The organism is Sphaerisporangium sp. NPDC049002, assembly GCF_040649355.1.
Taxonomy (GTDB): Bacteria; Actinomycetota; Actinomycetes; order Streptosporangiales; family Streptosporangiaceae; genus Sphaerisporangium.
Genome location: NZ_JBEZFH010000016.1, coordinates 1 through 16,418 on the forward strand (window position 1 = coordinate 1; position 16,418 = coordinate 16,418).

15 protein-coding genes are annotated in these 16,418 nt (G+C 70.8%); 11 read left to right on the forward strand and 4 right to left on the reverse strand.

Annotated features, from left to right (window positions below; translation table 11 throughout):
* Window positions 1–37 precede the first annotated feature (37 nt).
* A complete protein-coding gene (locus AB0B89_RS06010) occupies window positions 38–937 on the reverse strand; it encodes a siderophore-interacting protein (RefSeq protein ID WP_358548798.1) in 900 nt (299 codons plus the stop codon).
* Window positions 938–1,568: 631 nt separating this feature from the next.
* On the opposite strand from AB0B89_RS06010, the gene AB0B89_RS06015 reads away from it, so the two are divergent.
* Both AB0B89_RS06015 and AB0B89_RS06020 read left to right on the forward strand, forming a co-directional pair.
* Complete coding sequence (locus AB0B89_RS06015) at window positions 1,569–2,399, forward strand: phosphoribosylaminoimidazolesuccinocarboxamide synthase (RefSeq protein ID WP_358548800.1); 831 nt, start codon at window positions 1,569–1,571, stop codon at window positions 2,397–2,399.
* A 99-nt stretch (window positions 2,400–2,498) separates the two neighbouring features.
* Window positions 2,499–3,161 (forward strand): hypothetical protein, encoded by a 663-nt coding sequence (locus tag AB0B89_RS06020; RefSeq protein WP_358548802.1) that lies wholly within the window; start codon window positions 2,499–2,501, stop codon window positions 3,159–3,161.
* Between the two features lies 1 nt (window position 3,162).
* Here AB0B89_RS06020 and AB0B89_RS06025 read toward each other — a convergent pair whose 3' ends face one another.
* On the reverse strand, window positions 3,163–4,662 hold the full coding sequence (locus AB0B89_RS06025; protein WP_358548805.1) for an LCP family protein: 1,500 nt from the start codon (window positions 4,660–4,662) through the stop codon (window positions 3,163–3,165).
* Between the two features lie 101 nt (window positions 4,663–4,763).
* Here AB0B89_RS06025 and AB0B89_RS06030 point away from each other — a divergent pair, with 101 nt between their 5' ends.
* Window positions 4,764–5,792 carry a glycosyltransferase family 2 protein gene (locus tag AB0B89_RS06030; protein ID WP_358548940.1) on the forward strand — a complete coding sequence of 343 codons (1,029 nt, stop codon included), beginning with the start codon at window positions 4,764–4,766 and terminating at the stop codon, window positions 5,790–5,792.
* Between the two features lie 41 nt (window positions 5,793–5,833).
* Here the strand turns inward: AB0B89_RS06030 and AB0B89_RS06035 are convergent, their stop codons facing one another.
* Entirely contained in the window at window positions 5,834–7,597 is a 1,764-nt protein-coding gene (locus tag AB0B89_RS06035; RefSeq protein WP_358548807.1) for a CDP-glycerol glycerophosphotransferase family protein, read from the reverse strand.
* Window positions 7,598–7,688: 91 nt separating this feature from the next.
* Complete coding sequence (locus AB0B89_RS06040; RefSeq protein ID WP_358548809.1) at window positions 7,689–9,101, reverse strand: bifunctional cytidylyltransferase/SDR family oxidoreductase; 1,413 nt, start codon at window positions 9,099–9,101, stop codon at window positions 7,689–7,691.
* 240 nt (window positions 9,102–9,341) lie between these two features.
* Between AB0B89_RS06040 and AB0B89_RS06045 the strand changes: the two genes are divergently transcribed.
* From AB0B89_RS06045 to AB0B89_RS06080, 8 genes are all read left to right on the forward strand, one after another.
* Complete coding sequence (locus tag AB0B89_RS06045) at window positions 9,342–11,033, forward strand: CDP-alcohol phosphatidyltransferase family protein (RefSeq protein ID WP_358548812.1); 1,692 nt, start codon at window positions 9,342–9,344, stop codon at window positions 11,031–11,033.
* A 2-nt stretch (window positions 11,034–11,035) separates the two neighbouring features.
* The gene (locus AB0B89_RS06050) at window positions 11,036–11,659 is read left to right on the forward strand and encodes a DUF5941 domain-containing protein (RefSeq protein WP_358548815.1); all 624 of its coding nucleotides are present in this window, start codon (window positions 11,036–11,038) and stop codon (window positions 11,657–11,659) included.
* A 129-nt stretch (window positions 11,660–11,788) separates the two neighbouring features.
* Window positions 11,789–12,523: a phosphocholine cytidylyltransferase family protein gene (locus tag AB0B89_RS06055; RefSeq protein ID WP_358548818.1), complete on the forward strand. Its 735-nt coding sequence runs from the start codon at window positions 11,789–11,791 to the stop codon at window positions 12,521–12,523.
* 82 nt (window positions 12,524–12,605) lie between these two features.
* Window positions 12,606–13,646 carry an iron-containing alcohol dehydrogenase family protein gene (locus tag AB0B89_RS06060; RefSeq protein WP_358548942.1) on the forward strand — a complete coding sequence of 347 codons (1,041 nt, stop codon included), beginning with the start codon at window positions 12,606–12,608 and terminating at the stop codon, window positions 13,644–13,646.
* Window positions 13,624–14,391 (forward strand): CDP-alcohol phosphatidyltransferase family protein, encoded by a 768-nt coding sequence (locus AB0B89_RS06065; protein WP_358548821.1) that lies wholly within the window; start codon window positions 13,624–13,626, stop codon window positions 14,389–14,391. Before AB0B89_RS06060 ends, AB0B89_RS06065 begins: the two co-directional genes overlap by 23 nt.
* Window positions 14,392–14,580: 189 nt before the next feature.
* Window positions 14,581–15,480 (forward strand): glycosyltransferase, encoded by a 900-nt coding sequence (locus AB0B89_RS06070; protein WP_358548824.1) that lies wholly within the window; start codon window positions 14,581–14,583, stop codon window positions 15,478–15,480.
* A 327-nt stretch (window positions 15,481–15,807) separates the two neighbouring features.
* Window positions 15,808–16,227: a hypothetical protein gene (locus AB0B89_RS06075; protein ID WP_358548826.1), complete on the forward strand. Its 420-nt coding sequence runs from the start codon at window positions 15,808–15,810 to the stop codon at window positions 16,225–16,227.
* Window positions 16,224–16,418, forward strand: a complete 195-nt coding sequence (locus AB0B89_RS06080; protein WP_103961967.1) for a helix-turn-helix transcriptional regulator — start codon at window positions 16,224–16,226, stop codon at window positions 16,416–16,418. Before AB0B89_RS06075 ends, AB0B89_RS06080 begins: the two co-directional genes overlap by 4 nt.

Sequence of the window (16,418 nt, forward strand, 5' to 3'; positions counted from 1 at the left end):
TAGCAACCTGAAGGATCACGTGATGGCCGTCTTCATTTCACGACGCCACGCTGACTACCAGCGGAAACTCGTACACCACCCCCGTGGACGCAACCCAGGGGGTCGGTTCCTGTTCGGCTTCCACTTGTTGGTTCCACTCACGCTTGGTGGCCTGCCAGCCGTCCTCGTCCTGGCCGGCGCGCCAGTATCCCGAGATGGACAGCGCCTCGCGCGGCACGCCGTGTTCGACGCGCAGCAGGTGCCGCAGCTCCTTCACGAAGCCCGCCTCGCCGTGCACGAACGCCTGGACCGCGCCCGAAGGGAAGTCCAGGGCCCGGACCGAGCGGACCAGGGCGTCGCCGACTCGCCCGTCGCCCCGGTGCAGCCAGGTGATGGAGACCTCGCCGGCCGATTCCAGCTTCTGCTCCTCCTCTGGGCCGCTGACCTCGATGAAGACGTGCGCCCGCGCACCGGGAGCGAGGCGCTCCAGGGCGGCGGCGATGGCGGGCAGCGCGCTCTCGTCGCCGGCCATCAGGTGCCAGCCGGCCGCCGGGTCGGGCGCGTAGCCGCCGCCCGGACCGGCGAAACGCACCTGGTCGCCGGGAACGACGGAGGCGGCCCACGGGCCGGCCAGGCCCTCGTCCCCGTGGTAGACGAAGTCCAAAGTCAGCTCGCCCGCTTCGGCGTCCCACCGGCGCACGGTGTAGGTCCGCATGCGTGGCCATTGCTCGCGCGAGAACTCGGCGCGGACGCGCTGAAGGTCGAAGGGCTCCGGGTAGGTCACCCCTTCGGCGGGGAACAGCAGCTTGACGTAGTGATCGGTGTACTGGCCCGCGGGGAAGCCCGCCAGGCCGGGGCCGCCCAGGACGACGCGGATCATGTGCGGCGTCAGCCGTTCGACGCGCAGCACCTGCGCCTGGGTCACATTCGGAGTCCTGCGTGCCGGACGCTCGGTCATGCGCGGGCCCCCTGTCCGGTCAGCGCGCCCGGCAGCGGCACGCCGGGCCGCGTCTTCGCGGCGCGTACCTCGTTCCACACTTTCGCCCCCACTGGGATCCCGTTCTTCGCTCTCGCGCCGGCGACTGCCGCGCTCCGTTCCCCAGCGTAGAGAACGTCCGCCCCCCGGCGATCCGTCGGTGCGACCACCCGAGCCGATCGTACGGGCCGGGCGGTGGAGGCCGGGGTCACCTTCAGGTCGAACGCAGACGGGATGCTCAGAACAGTCGCGACAGGTGCGGGTCTGCCCGGCGGAACGATGCCGTGAACGTCATGTCGGCGGCTTCAGCCTCCACGCTCTTGGCTGCGACGGTGGTGCTTGAGCGCCAGTCGGACTGCGCCGTACACGATGGGAAACAGAATGATGATGGGGATCACAAGCGCGATCATCTCGGCCGTGCCTAAACCGGGCATTTCGTTCCCTTCGTGGTAGAGGCATCTAAGCCTAGAGGGATCAAGGCCCATGGGAGGTAGTGGGGGGCCGTAGGCGCGTCTCCTGAAGGCTCAGGGAAGGCGGGGTCGGGGGTGGGCGATAGCCTGGGGGCGGTTCGGGAGGACGGGAGGCCGTTGGTGGCCGCAGAGCAGGGGGCAGGGTGAAGCTTCTCCACTCCGGGAAGGTCCGGGACGTCTACGAGGACCGCGGGGACATCATCCTCGTGGCGTCCGACCGGCTCTCGGTGTACGACGTGATCCTTCCGACCGCGATCCCCGACAAGGGCAAGGTCCTGACGCGGCTCTCGTTGTGGTGGTTCGAGCAGCTCGCGGACATCGTCCCCAGTCACGTGATCTCGGCGACCGACGTTCCCGAGGAGTTCGCCGGCCGGGCCGTACGCTGCCGCAGGCTCGACATGGTCCCCGTGGAGTGCATCGCCCGCGGCTACCTCGCCGGGCTCGGCCTTCGGGAGTACCAGGCGACGGGCGCGGTGTCCGGCGTGGCGCTCCCGCCGGGGCTCGTGGAGGGCTCCAAGCTGCCGGAGCCGGTCTTCACGCCGACCACCAAGGCCGAGCTGGGCGCCCACGACGAGTTCATCACCTTCGCCGACGTGGTCGCGCAGGAGGGCGCCGAGACCGCCGAGGAGCTGCGGCGGGTCACGCTGGAGGTCTACCGGCGCGGCGCGGAGCTCGCCGCCGAGCGGGGCATCCTGATCGCCGACACCAAGCTGGAGTTCGGACGGGCGGCCGACGGCACGCTGGTGCTGGGGGACGAGGTCCTTACCTCCGACTCCTCGCGGTTCTGGCCTGCCGGCCAGTGGGAGCCCGGGCGCCCGCAGTACGCCTTCGACAAGCAGTTCGTACGAGACTGGGCGCTCGGCACCGGGTGGGACAAGAAGGAGCCCGCGCCTGAGGTGCCCCAGGAGGTCGTCGACACCACGCGCGCACGCTACATCGAGGCGTACGAGCGCATCACCGGCAAGGCCTGGTAGTCGGCCGCCGGAACCCCGGGGCGGGGCGGGGGAGGCGTCAGGGGTGGTCCGGGGTCATCCCCGATGGGAGCGGGCGCGGGTCCGGCGCATCATCGGAGCATGTCCTATCGATCGCTGACAGCCTCCCGCGACGTGTTCACCGGGATGGCGTTCGCCGGCGCCCCCGTCTTCCTGCTGGCGTACGGGGTCATCCGGCTGCTGGACGGGCTCGACGGGGTCCGGGGCCCGGGTGTGGCCTGGACGACCGGCCACGCGGCGTTCCTCATCGGGCTGCTCCTGTTCGGGCCGGTCGTCCTCGGGATGCGCCGCATGGTGGCCGCCGGCACGGCGGGCCTGAGGTTCACCGCGACCCTGACCGCCGTGATCGCCCTGCTCGGGGTGGCCGCGACGGCCGGGCAGGCCGTCATCGACCTCGTCGTGGGGCTGCGCGCGGCCGGCCGTCCCGAGATGAACGACCTGTTCCAGCAGGTCCAGGGGTATCCGGGCGTGGGCCCGGCGTTCTACACCGTAGGCCCTGTGCTGTTCTACGTGGGTCTTCTCGCGCTCGTCGTCCTGCTCGCCGTGCTGACGCCGGGACGGGTGAGCGGCTGGAGCCCCGTGCTGGTCGTCCTCGGCACCGCCCTGATGGCGGTCGACCTCGACCTGATCCCCGTGGGCGCCATCTGCTACTGGCTCGTCCTGGCCCCGCTGGGATGGCGGCTGGCGCAGGGAGCCCCTGAAGGAGCGGTGAGCGGCGCCGAGGACGCGGCCGCCCTCGCCTGACTCACTTCTTGCAGATGTTCTGGGTGGCGGTCTTGGCCACCGGGGCGTCGTCGGCGGGGGTGGGGGTGGCGGCGGGGGAGTCGTCCTTGACGGTGACCTTCTTGGTGCCGGAGTACTTGCTCCCGACGATGACCTCGATGCCCGGCACGTCGGCCTGCCGCAGGTCGGCCCCGGGGATGGCGGCGGCGACGGTGCGCGCGGAGTCCTCCCGGCCGGCGGGGTAGCGCACCACGGTGTCGGTGTGGTCGCGTGGGGTCGTGTCGCCGGGTGCGGCGGGCACCTGGAAACCGACCTTGCGCAGATCGGCCTTGGTGCGCGCGCCCAGGCCCGTGATGGCCGTGCCGTTGAGCACCCGGACCGCGATGCGCGAGGGAGCCACGGTCAGGGCCTCGGCCGAGGAAGCCGGGGAGGACGAGGCCGATGGAGTAGGCGTGGCGCTCTTGGAGGCCGCCGGCTTGACCAGGGGCTCGTCGGCCGCGATGCGCTTGAACAGGTCGCGGGCCGCCGGCTTGTTCCACAGCACGGCGGATTCCCCGGTGGGCGCCTTGTAGTTCACGTCCGCGAGCGGGACGGTGGTGAAGGCCACGTCGTCGGTCGACACGTCCTTGAGCTGGTCGGCGAGGCCGAGGACGTCCTTGGCCAGGGCGTCGTCCACGGTCAGGGTCTTGAGCGTCGAGCCGACCAGGGCGCCGAGCCTCGTGGGGTTGGCCAGGGTGCCGCCGCTCAGCGCCCGCTGGAGCAGGGCCGAGATGACCTGCTGCTGGCGGTCGATGCGGTCGAGGTCGGAACGGGCGGTGGCGCGGGTGCGCGCGTAGAACAGCGCCTTGACCCCGTCGAGCTCGTACGTGCCGGGCTGGAGCTGGAACTTGGTGTGCTGGTCGTTGATCGCGACGGGGGTGCACACGGAGACCCCGCCGACGGCGTTCACGACGTTGATGAACCCGAGGACGTTGACCTCGATGTAGTGGTTGATCGGCAGCCCGGTGGCGTTCTGCACCGTGTGGACGGCCAGCTTGGCGCCGCCCAGGGAGTACGCTGAGTTGATCTTGTGGGTGCCCTTGCCGGGGATGTCGACCCAGCTGTCACGGGGCAGGCTGACCACGGTGACCTTCGAGTGGTCCTCCGAGAGGTGGATCACCATCATCGTGTCGCTGCGCTGGCCGACCTCACGGCCGAGGTGGAGCCGGTTCTGCTCCTTGCGCGACAGGTCGTCGCGCTTGTCGACGCCGACCAGCAAGATGTTCATCGCTCCGCGGGCGTCGGACCCGACGGTGCCGGCGTTGACCCGCTTGAGCTGGCTCGTCGCGTAGGTCGACAGGAACCACAGCACGCCCGACCCGAGCAGCACCGCGCTTGACAGGGCCCCGGTGACCATCAGGCCGCGCGCGCTGGACCGTGCCCGCCTGGTGCGGCGCTGTGACAGCCTGACTCCGCCGTACGCGTCGCCGCCCACGTGGACACCGGAGTCGCCGACGCCAGCACCGGAGTCGTCGTCACTCACCGTGGTGCCCCCCTCAGGCCGAGAACGTTCACCGGTGAGGGGGCTTCCATCGCCCGTGGGTTGCCGTCCCCACCCGCTCGTACAGTAGCGTGAGCGCCGCCATGAAGGAGTTCCCCGACTCGCCCCGAACCAGCCAGACCACACGAGTCTGGCCGCCGATCTCGGTCGTCATGCCGGTGCTCAACGAAGAGCGCCACCTGCGTGAGGCCGTGCGGCAGGTGCTCGCCCAACGCTACGACGGACCGATCGAGATCGTCCTCGCCATCGGCCCGTCCCATGACCGCACGCAGGAGGTGGCCGACGCCCTCGCGGCGGAGGACCCCCGCGTGAAGGTCGTGCCGAATCCCACCGGACGTACCCCGAACGCGCTCAACGCCGCCATCGGGGCATCCCGCAACGGGATCATCGCCCGCGTCGACGGGCACGCCATGCTCCCGGAGGACTACCTCCAGGTCGCGGTCGACACCCTCGAACGCACCGGCGCCGACAACGTGGGCGGCATCATGGCCGCCGAGGGCGTCACGCCGTTCGAGCAGGCCGTGGCGTGCGCGATGACGTCCAAGATCGGCGTGGGCAACGCGCGCTTCCACACCGGAGGCCAGCCAGGGCCCGCCGACACCGTCTACCTCGGCGTCTTCCGCCGTGAGGCGCTGGAGCGGGTCGGCGGCTACGACGAGCACTTCCAGCGCGCGCAGGACTGGGAGATGAACCACCGCATCCGGGAGACCGGCGGCCTGGTCTGGTTCCAGCCCCGCATGCGCGTCTCCTACCGGCCGCGCCCGACGGTCAAGGCCCTCGCCAAGCAGTACTTCCACTACGGGCGCTGGCGGCGGGTCGTGGCCCGCACCCACGAGGGCACGATCAACCTCCGCTACCTCGCCCCGCCGCTCGCGGTGCTGGCGATGCTGCTCGGCCTTGTGGTGTCGCCGTTCTTCCCGCTCGGCCTGCTGGTTCCCGGGGCGTACATCGTGGCGATCCTCGCCGGCTCGGTGCTCACCGGCCGGGGGCTGTCCACCAGCGCTCTGCTGCGGTTGCCGCTGGTGTACGCGACCATGCACATCTCGTGGGGCTGGGGCTTCCTCACCAGCCCGCCTCGCCTCGCCAGGCCGCCGCAGGGCGCGCTCTCCTAGCCGCACGCCCCCTCCGGGAGCCTCCCAGGGCTCCCGGAGCCCTAGAGCCGTAGCGTGCCCTTGAGCCCCGCCATGTCGTGGGCGCGGTTGACCGCCTCGTCGAACCGCGTCATCGCGTCCGGATGGTCGGGCCCGAGCAGGTAGGTCTTCATCGCCCGCCTCGCCTCGGCGAGCTCGTCCACGCCCGGGCGCTGGAGCTGGGCGAGGATCCCCGGCAGCTCCCGCAGGCCGGGGCCGAGCAGGTAGGCCGCCACCGCGCTCGGGTAGCGCTCGCGGAAGACGTGGCCGGCCATCCCCGCGACGTTGGTCACCGCGTACGGCTTGCCGCTCGCCACGAAGTCGGCGACGACGCTGGAGATGTCGCTGACCAGCAGGTCGCAGTCGTTGAAGCAGGCGTAAAGGTGGGGCTCAGGGCCGGTGACCACCTGATGCCGCCCGGCGCCCGCCCCGATCATCTCGACGATCCTGCGGTGCGCCGTGCCGGCGCGCGGGTCGCGCTCACCCGTCAGCGGGTGCGGCTTGTAGATCACCCGTACGGCCGGGGAGTGCGCGAGCAGGGCCCGTACGAGCTTCGGGCCCATCGTGATGAGCGAGGTGTGGAACAGGTCGTCGGTCCAGCCCTCCCAGGTGGGCGCGTAGAGCACGCTGAGGACCGGCAGGCCGGGACCGCTCCGCCTGATCCCCGACAGCTGCGGGCGGCCCACCTCGACGATGTCCTCGTCGCGCACGCCCACCTGAGCGCGGAGGTAGCGGTCGCGCCCCGCCTGCCCGGCGACCCACACCTCGTCGTACGCCTTGGAGAACGGGTTGAACGAGGCCTCCTTGTCGCTGTCGCCGTGGCCGATGAACACGCTGCGCAGGCCCTGAGCCCGCAGCAGATGGATGTTCTTACCCACGTTCGAGGCGTAGAGCGCGAGGCGGGCGCCGTCCAGCCCGCGCAGGTTCATCAGGTCGACGGCGGAGGGCACGCACAGCACCGGCAGCGCCGTCGGCCCGAGCAGGGGGAGGATCTCGCGCTCCCGCAGCACGATGATCGTGCGGCGGCTGAGCCGTGCCATCGTGTCCAGCCACATGGTGGCCTGGTAGACCGAGGTGGGCGGCCCAGAGAAGTAGAAGATCACCTCAGGGCGGTAGGCCTGGACGCGCTGGTCGACGGCCGCGATCACGTGCTCGCGGTTCGCCGGCGGAGCCGCCCGCCGCGCGTGGAGCAGCAGTACGAGCACGGCCGCCGCCTGGAGCGCGATGGCCGCGCCGAGCCCGGCTCCGCCCAGTGCGGCCGTACCGGGCCCGTACGCCTCCATGAGGGCACTGACGGCGATCGCGCCCACGGGGAGGACGTCGACGTAGAACAGCCGGGCCCCGCGCCATCCGGCCAGCCCTCCCGGGGGCTCCGCGTGGATCCGCAGCGAGGGCACATCGAGGTTCCTGGTCGCCACCGGCATGAGGTTGAGGCAGCGGTCGAGGTAGAGCGCGGTGCCGGCCTGGAGCACGCGAAGGACGTGCATGAGCAGGAGGCCGCCGCAGAGCAGGACGAACCACCGGGAACCCGCGCCGGCCGTACGCGCCACGAGCAGCACCGCGCCGACCTCCCGGGCCAGGAAGCGCACGGTGACCCCGAGGTGGATCCGGCCCAGCCGGTCGAGCACCGGCCGCGCCAGGCGCCCGGCCGCCGCCTCCGCGCCGTACGACACCGCCACCACGACGGCGAAGGCCGTGGGGAAGGGGTACAGCGCGGTGACCATCAGCGCCGGGAAGGACAGCAGGAGCAGTCCCGCGAGGAACGCTCCAGGCGTGTTTCGGCGCACCCACCCCATCGACGGCCCCCCGGTCGTGTCCCCGCGCGTTGACGACCTTGTACCCACTCACCGGCCGGGGCTTACCGCAGGGTGGCTTATGTCAGGGGATGCGGCGTACGTCGATCACCTGGCCGGTGAGGTTGGAGATGAGCAGGTCTATGGAGGTCTGGGCCACCGCGCGGGGCGACAGCAACGTCGCGGGCGGCTCGTCGCCGAAGGCGCGGTGCCGCATGGGCGTGCCGGTGCGCTCGGGGTTGACGCAGTTGACGCGGACCCCGTACTCGGCCCACTCGTCGGCCAGCGCCTGGGTGAGGTTCACCACGGCCGCCTTGGTGGAGGAGTAGAGGCTGTAGTCCGCGCGGCCCCTGGTGTAGGACGAGGAGGTGTAGAGCAGCAGGTGACCGTGGGTCTCGCGGAGGTGGCGGATCGCCGCCCTGGCGATGTTGACCGGGCCGAGGTAGTTGACGCCGACGGTCTCCTGCACGGTGAGGTCGTCCGCCTCTCCGAGCTTGCCCATGTGGAGCACCCCGGCGGTGTTGACCACGTAGTCGACCCGGCCGCTCTCCTTGGCCGCCTGGTCGAGGGCATCGGCCACCGCGACGGCGTCCTCCACGCGCACGCCGTTCTGGGACCGCGAGAAGGAGTACACGTTGGCGCCGTACTCGCCGGCGAGGTCCACGACGTCGGCGCCGATGCCGTAGCTGCCGCCGAACACGACCACGGTCCTGCCCGCGAGCGCCCGCCGGTAGGCCTCCGGGCTCGCGGGCACGGGGGCGGTGTTCGAGGCGAGCTGGAAGAGCTTGTCGGCGATGTAGACGTCGACGGGATGGGTGACCTTCATGTTGTGCTCGCTACCCGGCACGATGTAGATGGGGACGTCCGGGAGGTAACGCAGCACCACGCCGCAGTCGTCGGTGGCGGGCCGCCTGTCGAAGTCCGGGTCCGCGAAGGCGCGCTCGTACGCCTCGCGGATCACCGACAGGCGGAAGCACTGCGGGGTCTGGCCGCGCCGCAGCCGCGAGCGGTCGGGGATGTCGCGGATGATCTCGCCCCGGGGGCCCGGCGCGGCCACCACGACCGTGTCGGAGGACGGGATCGCCACGTCGACCGCCGAATACACCTTGAGGGCCTCTACGCACTCGGTGATGATGCGCGGCTCCACCAGGGGGCGCACGGCGTCGTGCAGGAGCACGTCGCACTCGCCGGGGCCGAGCGCCTGCAGGGCCCGCCAGGTCGACTCGGTGCGGCTCGCGCCTCCCTCGACGACCTTGCTCACCTTGTGGAAGCCGCCCCGCTTGATCAACTGCTCGACATCGGCCGTGAAGCCGGGGGCCATGAGCACGACGATCTCGTCGATCTCGGGAGCGTCGTTGAAGACCGCGAGGGTGTGTTCGATGATCGTGCGCCCAGCGATCTTGAGGAGCTGCTTCGGGGTGTTGAGCCCGACGCGTTGCCCGATTCCGCCGGCGAGGACCACTCCGACGGTCCGCAGGCGTGGTTCCTGTGTGGCCAAAATAGGACTTCCTTAAGCGACTCGGTAATGGCTGACCCTACTGATCACTACCCGGAGGCAGCGCTCACGTCCCCTTATAACGCAGCGGCGCGCCGCGTGACGCGCCGATGGGATTGCGAGGCGCGTGACCGCTCGGTTACTTTGCGGGGTGGACGATCCCCGGCCGCGGAAGGAGACCCCCGGTTGCCCGACTCCGCGTACCCGCCCCCTGTGAGGCCTCCCCGAAAGCCTCACGGCACTGTGGAGCATTCAGGCGCCCTGTCGGACGCCAAGCCGCCGGCGGCCGCCGCGGTGCTGCTCGCCACCACCCCGGCGACCGGCCTGGCGTGCCCCGAGGGCACCCTGGCCGACCGGCTCGCCCGGCAGCTCGCGTCACTCCATGTCCCCCGGGTGCACGTCGTGACCCGCGCCACCGACCTGCCCGCGCTCCCCGCCCGTCCGGCCGTGCTCGTCGCGGGCCCCGCGGTGGAGCCGGTGACCGAGCCGCCGGCCGGGCCTCTGGTCGAGCCTGACGTCACGCGGAGCGCCGGGCTCACCGGCGACCTGCGCGCGGTGGCCGAGGTCGCCCGAGCCGTCTCAGGCCCCTTAGCCGTGCTCCCCGGCGACCTGGTGGCTCACACCGACGCGCTCGCCCTGCTCCTGGCCGACCCCGCGCGTGGCACCGGCGCGCTGGTCTCCCCAGAGCACGACCGGCTTCCTCCGGTCCGCGCCGAGCGGGGCCGGGTGGTCGCCGCGGGAAACTCCTTCCACACCGTGAGCGGCGCCAACGGCGGCTTCAGAGGCGTCCTGCACGTGGGCGAGGCCGATCTGGTGAGCCTCGCCGACGTCGCCGAGGAGCTCGCCAGTCTGGCCCAGGACCAACGGCTCGGCGGCGCAGAGGAGACCGAGGTGGCCGACCTGCTGCTGGCGGGCCTGGTGCGCGTGGGAGTGCCCGTACGGGCGGCGCCCCTCGGGCGGCTGCACTGCGACAGGGTCACGGGCCAGCCCGGCGCCGACGCCGCCATCGCCAGGCTTGGCGAGGTCGACGAGGGCCGCGCCCGGCTGGAGGCCGCGGTCAAGTCCGACGACGGCTTCGTCGCGACCTACTTCGTGAGCTCGTGGTCGGGGCACGTGGTGCGGCTGGCCGCCAGGCTGGGGCTCACTCCGAACGCCGTCACCGGGCTCTCGGTCGGCCTCGCGGGCCTCGCTGCGGTCGCCTTCTCTGCGGGGGAGCGCCGCGCGCAGGTCGCGGGCGCCGCGCTGCTCTTCCTGTCGTTCGTCCTCGACTGCGTCGACGGGCAGCTCGCCCGGTACACCCGTATGTTCTCGCCCCTCGGGGCCTGGCTTGACGCCACGTTCGACCGCGTGAAGGAGTATGTCGTCTATGTCGGGCTCGCCGTTGGATACGCCGGTGGCGTCGAGCTCGGGCCCACGGGCCCGGGCGGCATCTGGGCCCTGGCGGTAGCGGCCATGCTGGTCCAGGCGATCCGCCACATGATCGACTTCTCGTACGCCGGGGCGCGGGCGGACGCGGCCGGCGCCGGCCAGGTCTGGGAGCGTCCCGAGCACGGCGGCTCGCTGGGGCTGCCGGTCGCGCTCAGGCGCGACTCCTCCGGCGGGCCCGGGACGTCCGGCGGGCCTGGGAAGCCCGGTGGGGCCGGGACACCCGGCGGGCCTGGGAAGCCCGGTGGGGCCGGGACGCCCGGCGTGGTCGTGGCGCCGGGACGAAGGCGCGGTGACGGCTCGGTCGCGCGGCTCTCGGCCCGCCTCGACAGGAACACCGCGTCCCGCTGGCTGAAGAAGATCGTCGTACTGCCCATCGGCGAGCGCATGGTGCTGATCGCGCTGACCGCCGCGATCTTCAACGCGCGGGTGACCTTCGTCGCGCTGCTGGCCTGGGGTGGGCTCGCGGCGCTCTACACGCTGACCGGCCGGATCGCGAGGTCTCTATGAGCATGACCAGGGTTCACATGGCACCGGTGCCGCGCAGCTCCGTGGTGACCTACCGCGACGACGGGGTGCTGGCGCGCGGCATGGGCCTGCTGGTCGCGGGCCAGCTTCCGCCGCTGCCGCCCGCGATCGCCGGGGCGTTCGTCACGGGGGTGATGCTGTTCCTCGGCGTCGCCGGCGCCGACGGGCCGTCCGTCTTCGCCCCGGCCGTGGCGCTGCTGCTCGCGGGCCCCGGCAGCTCCCACGCCCACGACGGGCGGCTCGACTGGCTGGTGCCGCCCATCCTCCGGCTCACCGAGTACGGCTTCATCGCCTGCGTCGGCTTCGCGTGGGATGTGCCCAAGGTCCTTTTGTTCACCCTTCTCGGCGCGATGCTCTTCCACCACTACGACGTCGTCTACCGCTGCCGCCAGCGGGTCTATCCGCCCGCCTGGCTCGCCTCCGCCGGGCTCGGGTGGGAGGGGAGGATGCTGCTGATCGCCATGGGTGCCCTGCTGGAGATCGTCACACCCGTGTTCGCGCTGGCCGCGCTGTATCTCGCGGCGCTGTTCTGCTGGGAGAGCGTCACCTGCTGGCTGGTCGCGCCCAGATCCGGCGTCGAGGCGGCCGACCTCGGCGGGCACGACTGACGCGCTTCACGGCGGTCATTGCCACTGTTTGGTCTTGTTATGGAATAGGTGAACCCGGGATTACACGATCACCACCTGCAGGCAACTAACCTTTGGCCTACAGATTCTGGCTTTATTGAGGAGTGCACGTTGCTGGGAATGGTGCTGGCCGCCGGGGCCGGACGACGCCTGCGGCCGTACACCGACACGCTGCCCAAGGCGCTCGTGCCGGTCGACGGGGAGACCACGATCCTGGACATCGCCCTGCGGAACCTCGCCGCGGTCGATCTGCGGGATGTCGTGGTCATCATCGGCTACGCGGCGCAGGCGGTGCACGACCGCAAGGCCGAGCTCGAACGGCGGCACGGCGTGAAGCTCACCCTCGTGCACAACGACAAGGCGGAGGAGTGGAACAACGCGTACTCCCTGTGGTGCGCGCGCGACCACTTCTCCGAGGGCGCTCTGCTGGTCAACGGCGACACCGTCCACCCGGTCTCGGTCGAGCGCACGCTGCTCGACGCGCCCGTGACCAGCGACATCCTCCTCGCGGTCGACGACGTGAAGTCGCTCGCCGACGAGGAGATGAAGGTCACACTCGACGAGGCGGGCCACCTTCGGCGCATCACCAAGCTGATGGACCCGGCCGACGCCTTCGGCGAGTACATCGGCGCCACCCTGATCCGCCCGGGAGCCGCCGCGCGGCTCGCCGACGCCCTGAAGGCCACCTTCGAGCGCGACCCCCAGCTCTACTACGAGGACGGGTACGGCGAGATGGTGGCCCGCGGCGAGAAGATCGCCGTCGCCCCCATCGGCAAGGTCGACTGGGTGGAAGTGGACAACCACGACGACCTCGCCAAGGCCCGGGAGATCGCGTGCACCTACTAGCCGAGCCGCCCGCGGGCCCGTGGGCAGCCGGTGTGCCGTGTCCCTCGACAGTCTGTGAGAACGCATGCCGCTTCTAGCGCGAATGCTCATGGCCCCGCTGACCGTCGAGGTCCGCCGGGGCGCGGTGGCCCAGCTTGGCGCGCTGCTCGCCGACAGCCGGGTGGCCACCTCCGGCCGGGTCGCGGTCGCGGTGGGCGCCGGGCAGGGCGACCACATCTCCAGCATGATCGCGCCCACGCTGGGCGAGGCGGAGGTGTTCCGGGTCCCCGACGGCTCGGTGGACTCCGCCGTCTCGCTCGGCGCCGACCTGCGCAAGGGCGCGTACGAGGCCGTGGTCGGCATCGGCGGCGGCAAGACCATCGACGTGACCAAGTACGCCGCGTCGCTGACCGGCATCCCCATGGTCGCCGTGGCCACCAACCTGTCCCACGACGGCATCTGCTCGCCGGTCTCCTCGCTGGAGCACGAGGGGGGCAAGGGCTCGTTCGGCGTCCCGATGCCCCTGGCGATCCTGGTCGACCTCGACTTCGTCCACGGCGCGCCCCCCTCACTCGTACGGGCCGGCGTGGGCGATGTGATCAGCAACCTGTCGGCCATCGAAGACTGGCAGCTCGGCAACGTCGAGCGCGGCGAGCCCATCGACGGCCTCGCGGTCGCCATGGCGCGCACCAGCGCCGAGGCCGTGCTCGGCAGGAGCGACTCGGTCGAGTCCGACGCCTTCCTCACGGTCCTCGCCGAATCCCTGGTGCTGTCGGGCATGTCGATGGTCATCGCGGGTTCGTCGCGTCCCAGCAGTGGTGGGGATCATGAGATCCTGCATGCCGTGGACCAGCTATTCCCAGGCACCTCGAACCACGGCGAGCTCGCCGGCATCGGGGCCGCCTTCTGCTTCTTCCTGCGTGAGGACGAGCGCCGGCTGTCGCTGGTCGCCGACTGCCTGCGCGGGCATGACCTGCCGGTCACCCCCGGCGACGTCGGGCTGACGGCCGAGCAGTTCACCGCCGCGGTGATGCTGGCGCCGTCGACCCGTCCCGGGCGATACACGATTCTGGAGCACCTGCGCCTCTCCGAGGCCGAAGTGCGTGACCGGGTGGAGGAATATGTCCGGGCCCTCGGTCATTGAGCTGCGCGCGGTCGCTCAGCCGCACACGACGATGGAGCGCAACTCCGGTGAGCACTGGGCCGGAGCGCTCTACATGCGCAAGCTCTCGATCTACGTGACGTGGGCGCTGGCCCGCACGCCGATCACCCCCAACCAGGTCACCGGCCTGATGATCCTCGCCGGGTTGCTCGCCGGCGTGGTGCTGGCCCTGCCGGGGCTGTGGGCGGCCGTCGCCGCCGCGGTCCTGATCCAGGTCTACCTGTTGCTCGACTGCTCAGACGGCGAGCTGGCGAGGTGGACCCACCGCACCTCGATCACCGGCGTCTACCTCGACCGGGTCGGCCACTACTTCTGCGAGGCCGCGCTGCTGATCGGGCTCGGGTTCCGGGCCTCGGTCACGCTGCCCGACTGGTACACCGTGCTCGGCGTCGCCGCCGCGCTCGGGGCCATCCTGATCAAGTCGGAGACCGACCTGGTGGACGTCGCCCGTGCCCGTTCGGGGCTGGCGGCGACCACGGAGGCGGCGGCCGAGCAGTTCCAGTCGCGGCGGCTCGGCGCGGCCCGGAAGATCGCCGCGGCGCTGCGCTTCCACCGGGTGATCCAGGCGGTGGAGCTGTCGATCATCGCCGTGATCGCGGCCGTCTGGGACGCGGTGGCGGGGAGCCTGGTGGCGACCCAGGTGCTGACCGTCGCGTGTGTCGTATTCGCGGGGCTTCAGGCGGTTCTGCACCTTGTGAGCATCCTGGCGTCGAAGCGGCTCGGGTGACATGAGAAAGCATCGGAACCGGCAGCGCTTCTCCGGCGTCGTATCTCTGTCAAGAGCCGTCGCCAAGCCAACAGTTACTGTTTGGCGGGGGTTTGCTGGCAGTTCCGATACCCTTATTTCGCAGTATGCAGACACAAGCTGGATTGCCCGCTCAAGCAGACTCGGTGATCATGACTCCATGCGTTCTCCATGCGTCGAGGCGATGACGCGTTGAAGATCTCGTGTGTCATCCTCACTATGGGTAACCGGATCTCCGAGCTCGACAGGGCCGTCGAATCCGCGCTGAACCAGACCGACGGAGACGTCGAGGTCGTGGTCGTCGGCAACGGTGCCGATGTGCCCAAGCTCGCCGACGTTCCGACGCCCGGTTCCGCCTCCGTGCGCACCGTGCGCGTCCCGCACAACGTCGGCATCCCCGAGGGCCGCAACCACGGCGTCCGCGAGTGTACGGGCGACGTGGTGCTGTTCCTCGACGACGACGGCTGGTACGCCGACGACAAGCTCGCGGCGCACGTCCGCGAGCGGTTCGCCGCCGAGCCCGATCTCGCGGTGATCTCCTTCCGCGTCATGGACCCCGACGGCGGCGTGGGCCAGCGTCGTCACGTGCCCCGCCTGCGGGCCGGCGACCCGCAGCGCTCCTCGCCGGTGACCACCTTCCTGGGCGGTGCCTGCGCGATCAGACGCTCGGCCTACCTGCAGGTCGGCGGCCTTCCGGGCCGCTTCTTCTATGCCCACGAGGAGACGGACCTGGCCTGGCGCCTCCTGGGTGAGGGCTACCGCATCGAGTACGACGCGGACGCCGTCATGTACCACCCGCAGGTGCCGCCCACGCGCCACGCCGACTTCTACCGGCTGAACGCGCGCAACCGGGTGTGGCTGGCCCGCCGCAACCTGCCCTGGCCGCTGGCGGCCCTGTACCTGCTCGACTGGGTCGTGCTGACGCTGGTGCGCGAGCGCTCCTCGCTGGCGATCAAGTCGTGGTTCCAGGGCTTCAAGGAAGGCCTCCGCGAACCGGCGGGCGAACGCCGCCCCATGGCCTGGCGCACCGCCTGGCGCATGCTCCGCCTCGGCCGCCCTCCCATCGTCTGACCTGTCGCCAGCCGTGGTTCTCGCACGGCTGCGCTCCGCGAGCGCAAGGCCATCCGGCTGGTCGGCGAACTTCATGACCGAGTGGCACCAGCGCTACGGCGGTGCCAGGGTCATGGTGTATTGGCACGTAGAGCGTAGGAACGTGGGCTGACAGCGATGACCGGAAAGCAGCGTCGCCCGGGCCGCACGTTGTCGGACGGAACTAATGACCGTCCCATGGTGCCCTGACCAGGGGTCGACCCGGCCGACGTAAAGGACACTTGACATCACGGCGGCCTCCTCCTACCGTGTCAAGTGTCCTTGACTTCTCGCCGCAGGAGGGCGCCCGTGCAAGCACACACCACAACCGGGGACTACCGGGAGTCGACCAAGGCAACCGTCCGGCTCGTACTCTGGACACTCGCCTGGGCGGCGACCCTCGCCTTGGCCAAGTTCGGTCCCGACCTCTTATGGGACCCGCAGCAACCGGTGGCAAGCTGGGCCGCGGTCGCCGTCAACCTGGCCGTCGGCATCGGATGGATCGTCGCCTTCACTCGCTTTCTTCAGAGAGTCGATGAGTTGCAGCGCAAGGTCATGCAGGAGGCCCTGGCCATCTCCCTCGGAGCAGGGTGGGTCGGCGGATTCGCCTATGTCGTCGCGGACGCCGCCGGCCTCATCACTTACGACGTCAACGCTGCGGTCCTGCCCGCGCTCCTGGGAGTCGTCTTCCTGATCGCCTTCGCCGCTGGCATGATCAGATACCGATGAAGAACCGCATCACGGAACTCCGGGCCGAACGCGACTGGACACAGGCTGATCTGGCTCAGCGGATCAGCGTGTCGAGGCAGACGATCATCGCGATCGAAAAAGGCAAGTTCGACCCGAGCCTTCCCGTCGCCTTCCGCCTCGCCAAGGTGTTCGACCTGACGATCGAAGAAGTTTTTCTCGACGAGCAGTAG

What these genes read in the sequence shown, in the direction of transcription:
- AB0B89_RS06065 (WP_358548821.1), top strand. Translation starts at nt 13,624, where the DNA reads ATGTCCGGGCCCTCGGTCATTGAGCTGCGCGCGGTCGCTCAGCCGCAC.
- AB0B89_RS06080 (WP_103961967.1), top strand. Translation starts at nt 16,224, where the DNA reads ATGAAGAACCGCATCACGGAACTCCGGGCCGAACGCGACTGGACACAG.
- AB0B89_RS06010 (WP_358548798.1), bottom strand. Translation starts at nt 937, where the DNA reads ATGACCGAGCGTCCGGCACGCAGGACTCCGAATGTGACCCAGGCGCAG.
- AB0B89_RS06050 (WP_358548815.1), top strand. Translation starts at nt 11,036, where the DNA reads ATGACCAGGGTTCACATGGCACCGGTGCCGCGCAGCTCCGTGGTGACC.
- AB0B89_RS06070 (WP_358548824.1), top strand. Translation starts at nt 14,581, where the DNA reads ATGCGTCGAGGCGATGACGCGTTGAAGATCTCGTGTGTCATCCTCACT.
- AB0B89_RS06060 (WP_358548942.1), top strand. Translation starts at nt 12,606, where the DNA reads ATGCTCATGGCCCCGCTGACCGTCGAGGTCCGCCGGGGCGCGGTGGCC.
- AB0B89_RS06020 (WP_358548802.1), top strand. Translation starts at nt 2,499, where the DNA reads ATGTCCTATCGATCGCTGACAGCCTCCCGCGACGTGTTCACCGGGATG.
- AB0B89_RS06030 (WP_358548940.1), top strand. Translation starts at nt 4,764, where the DNA reads ATGAAGGAGTTCCCCGACTCGCCCCGAACCAGCCAGACCACACGAGTC.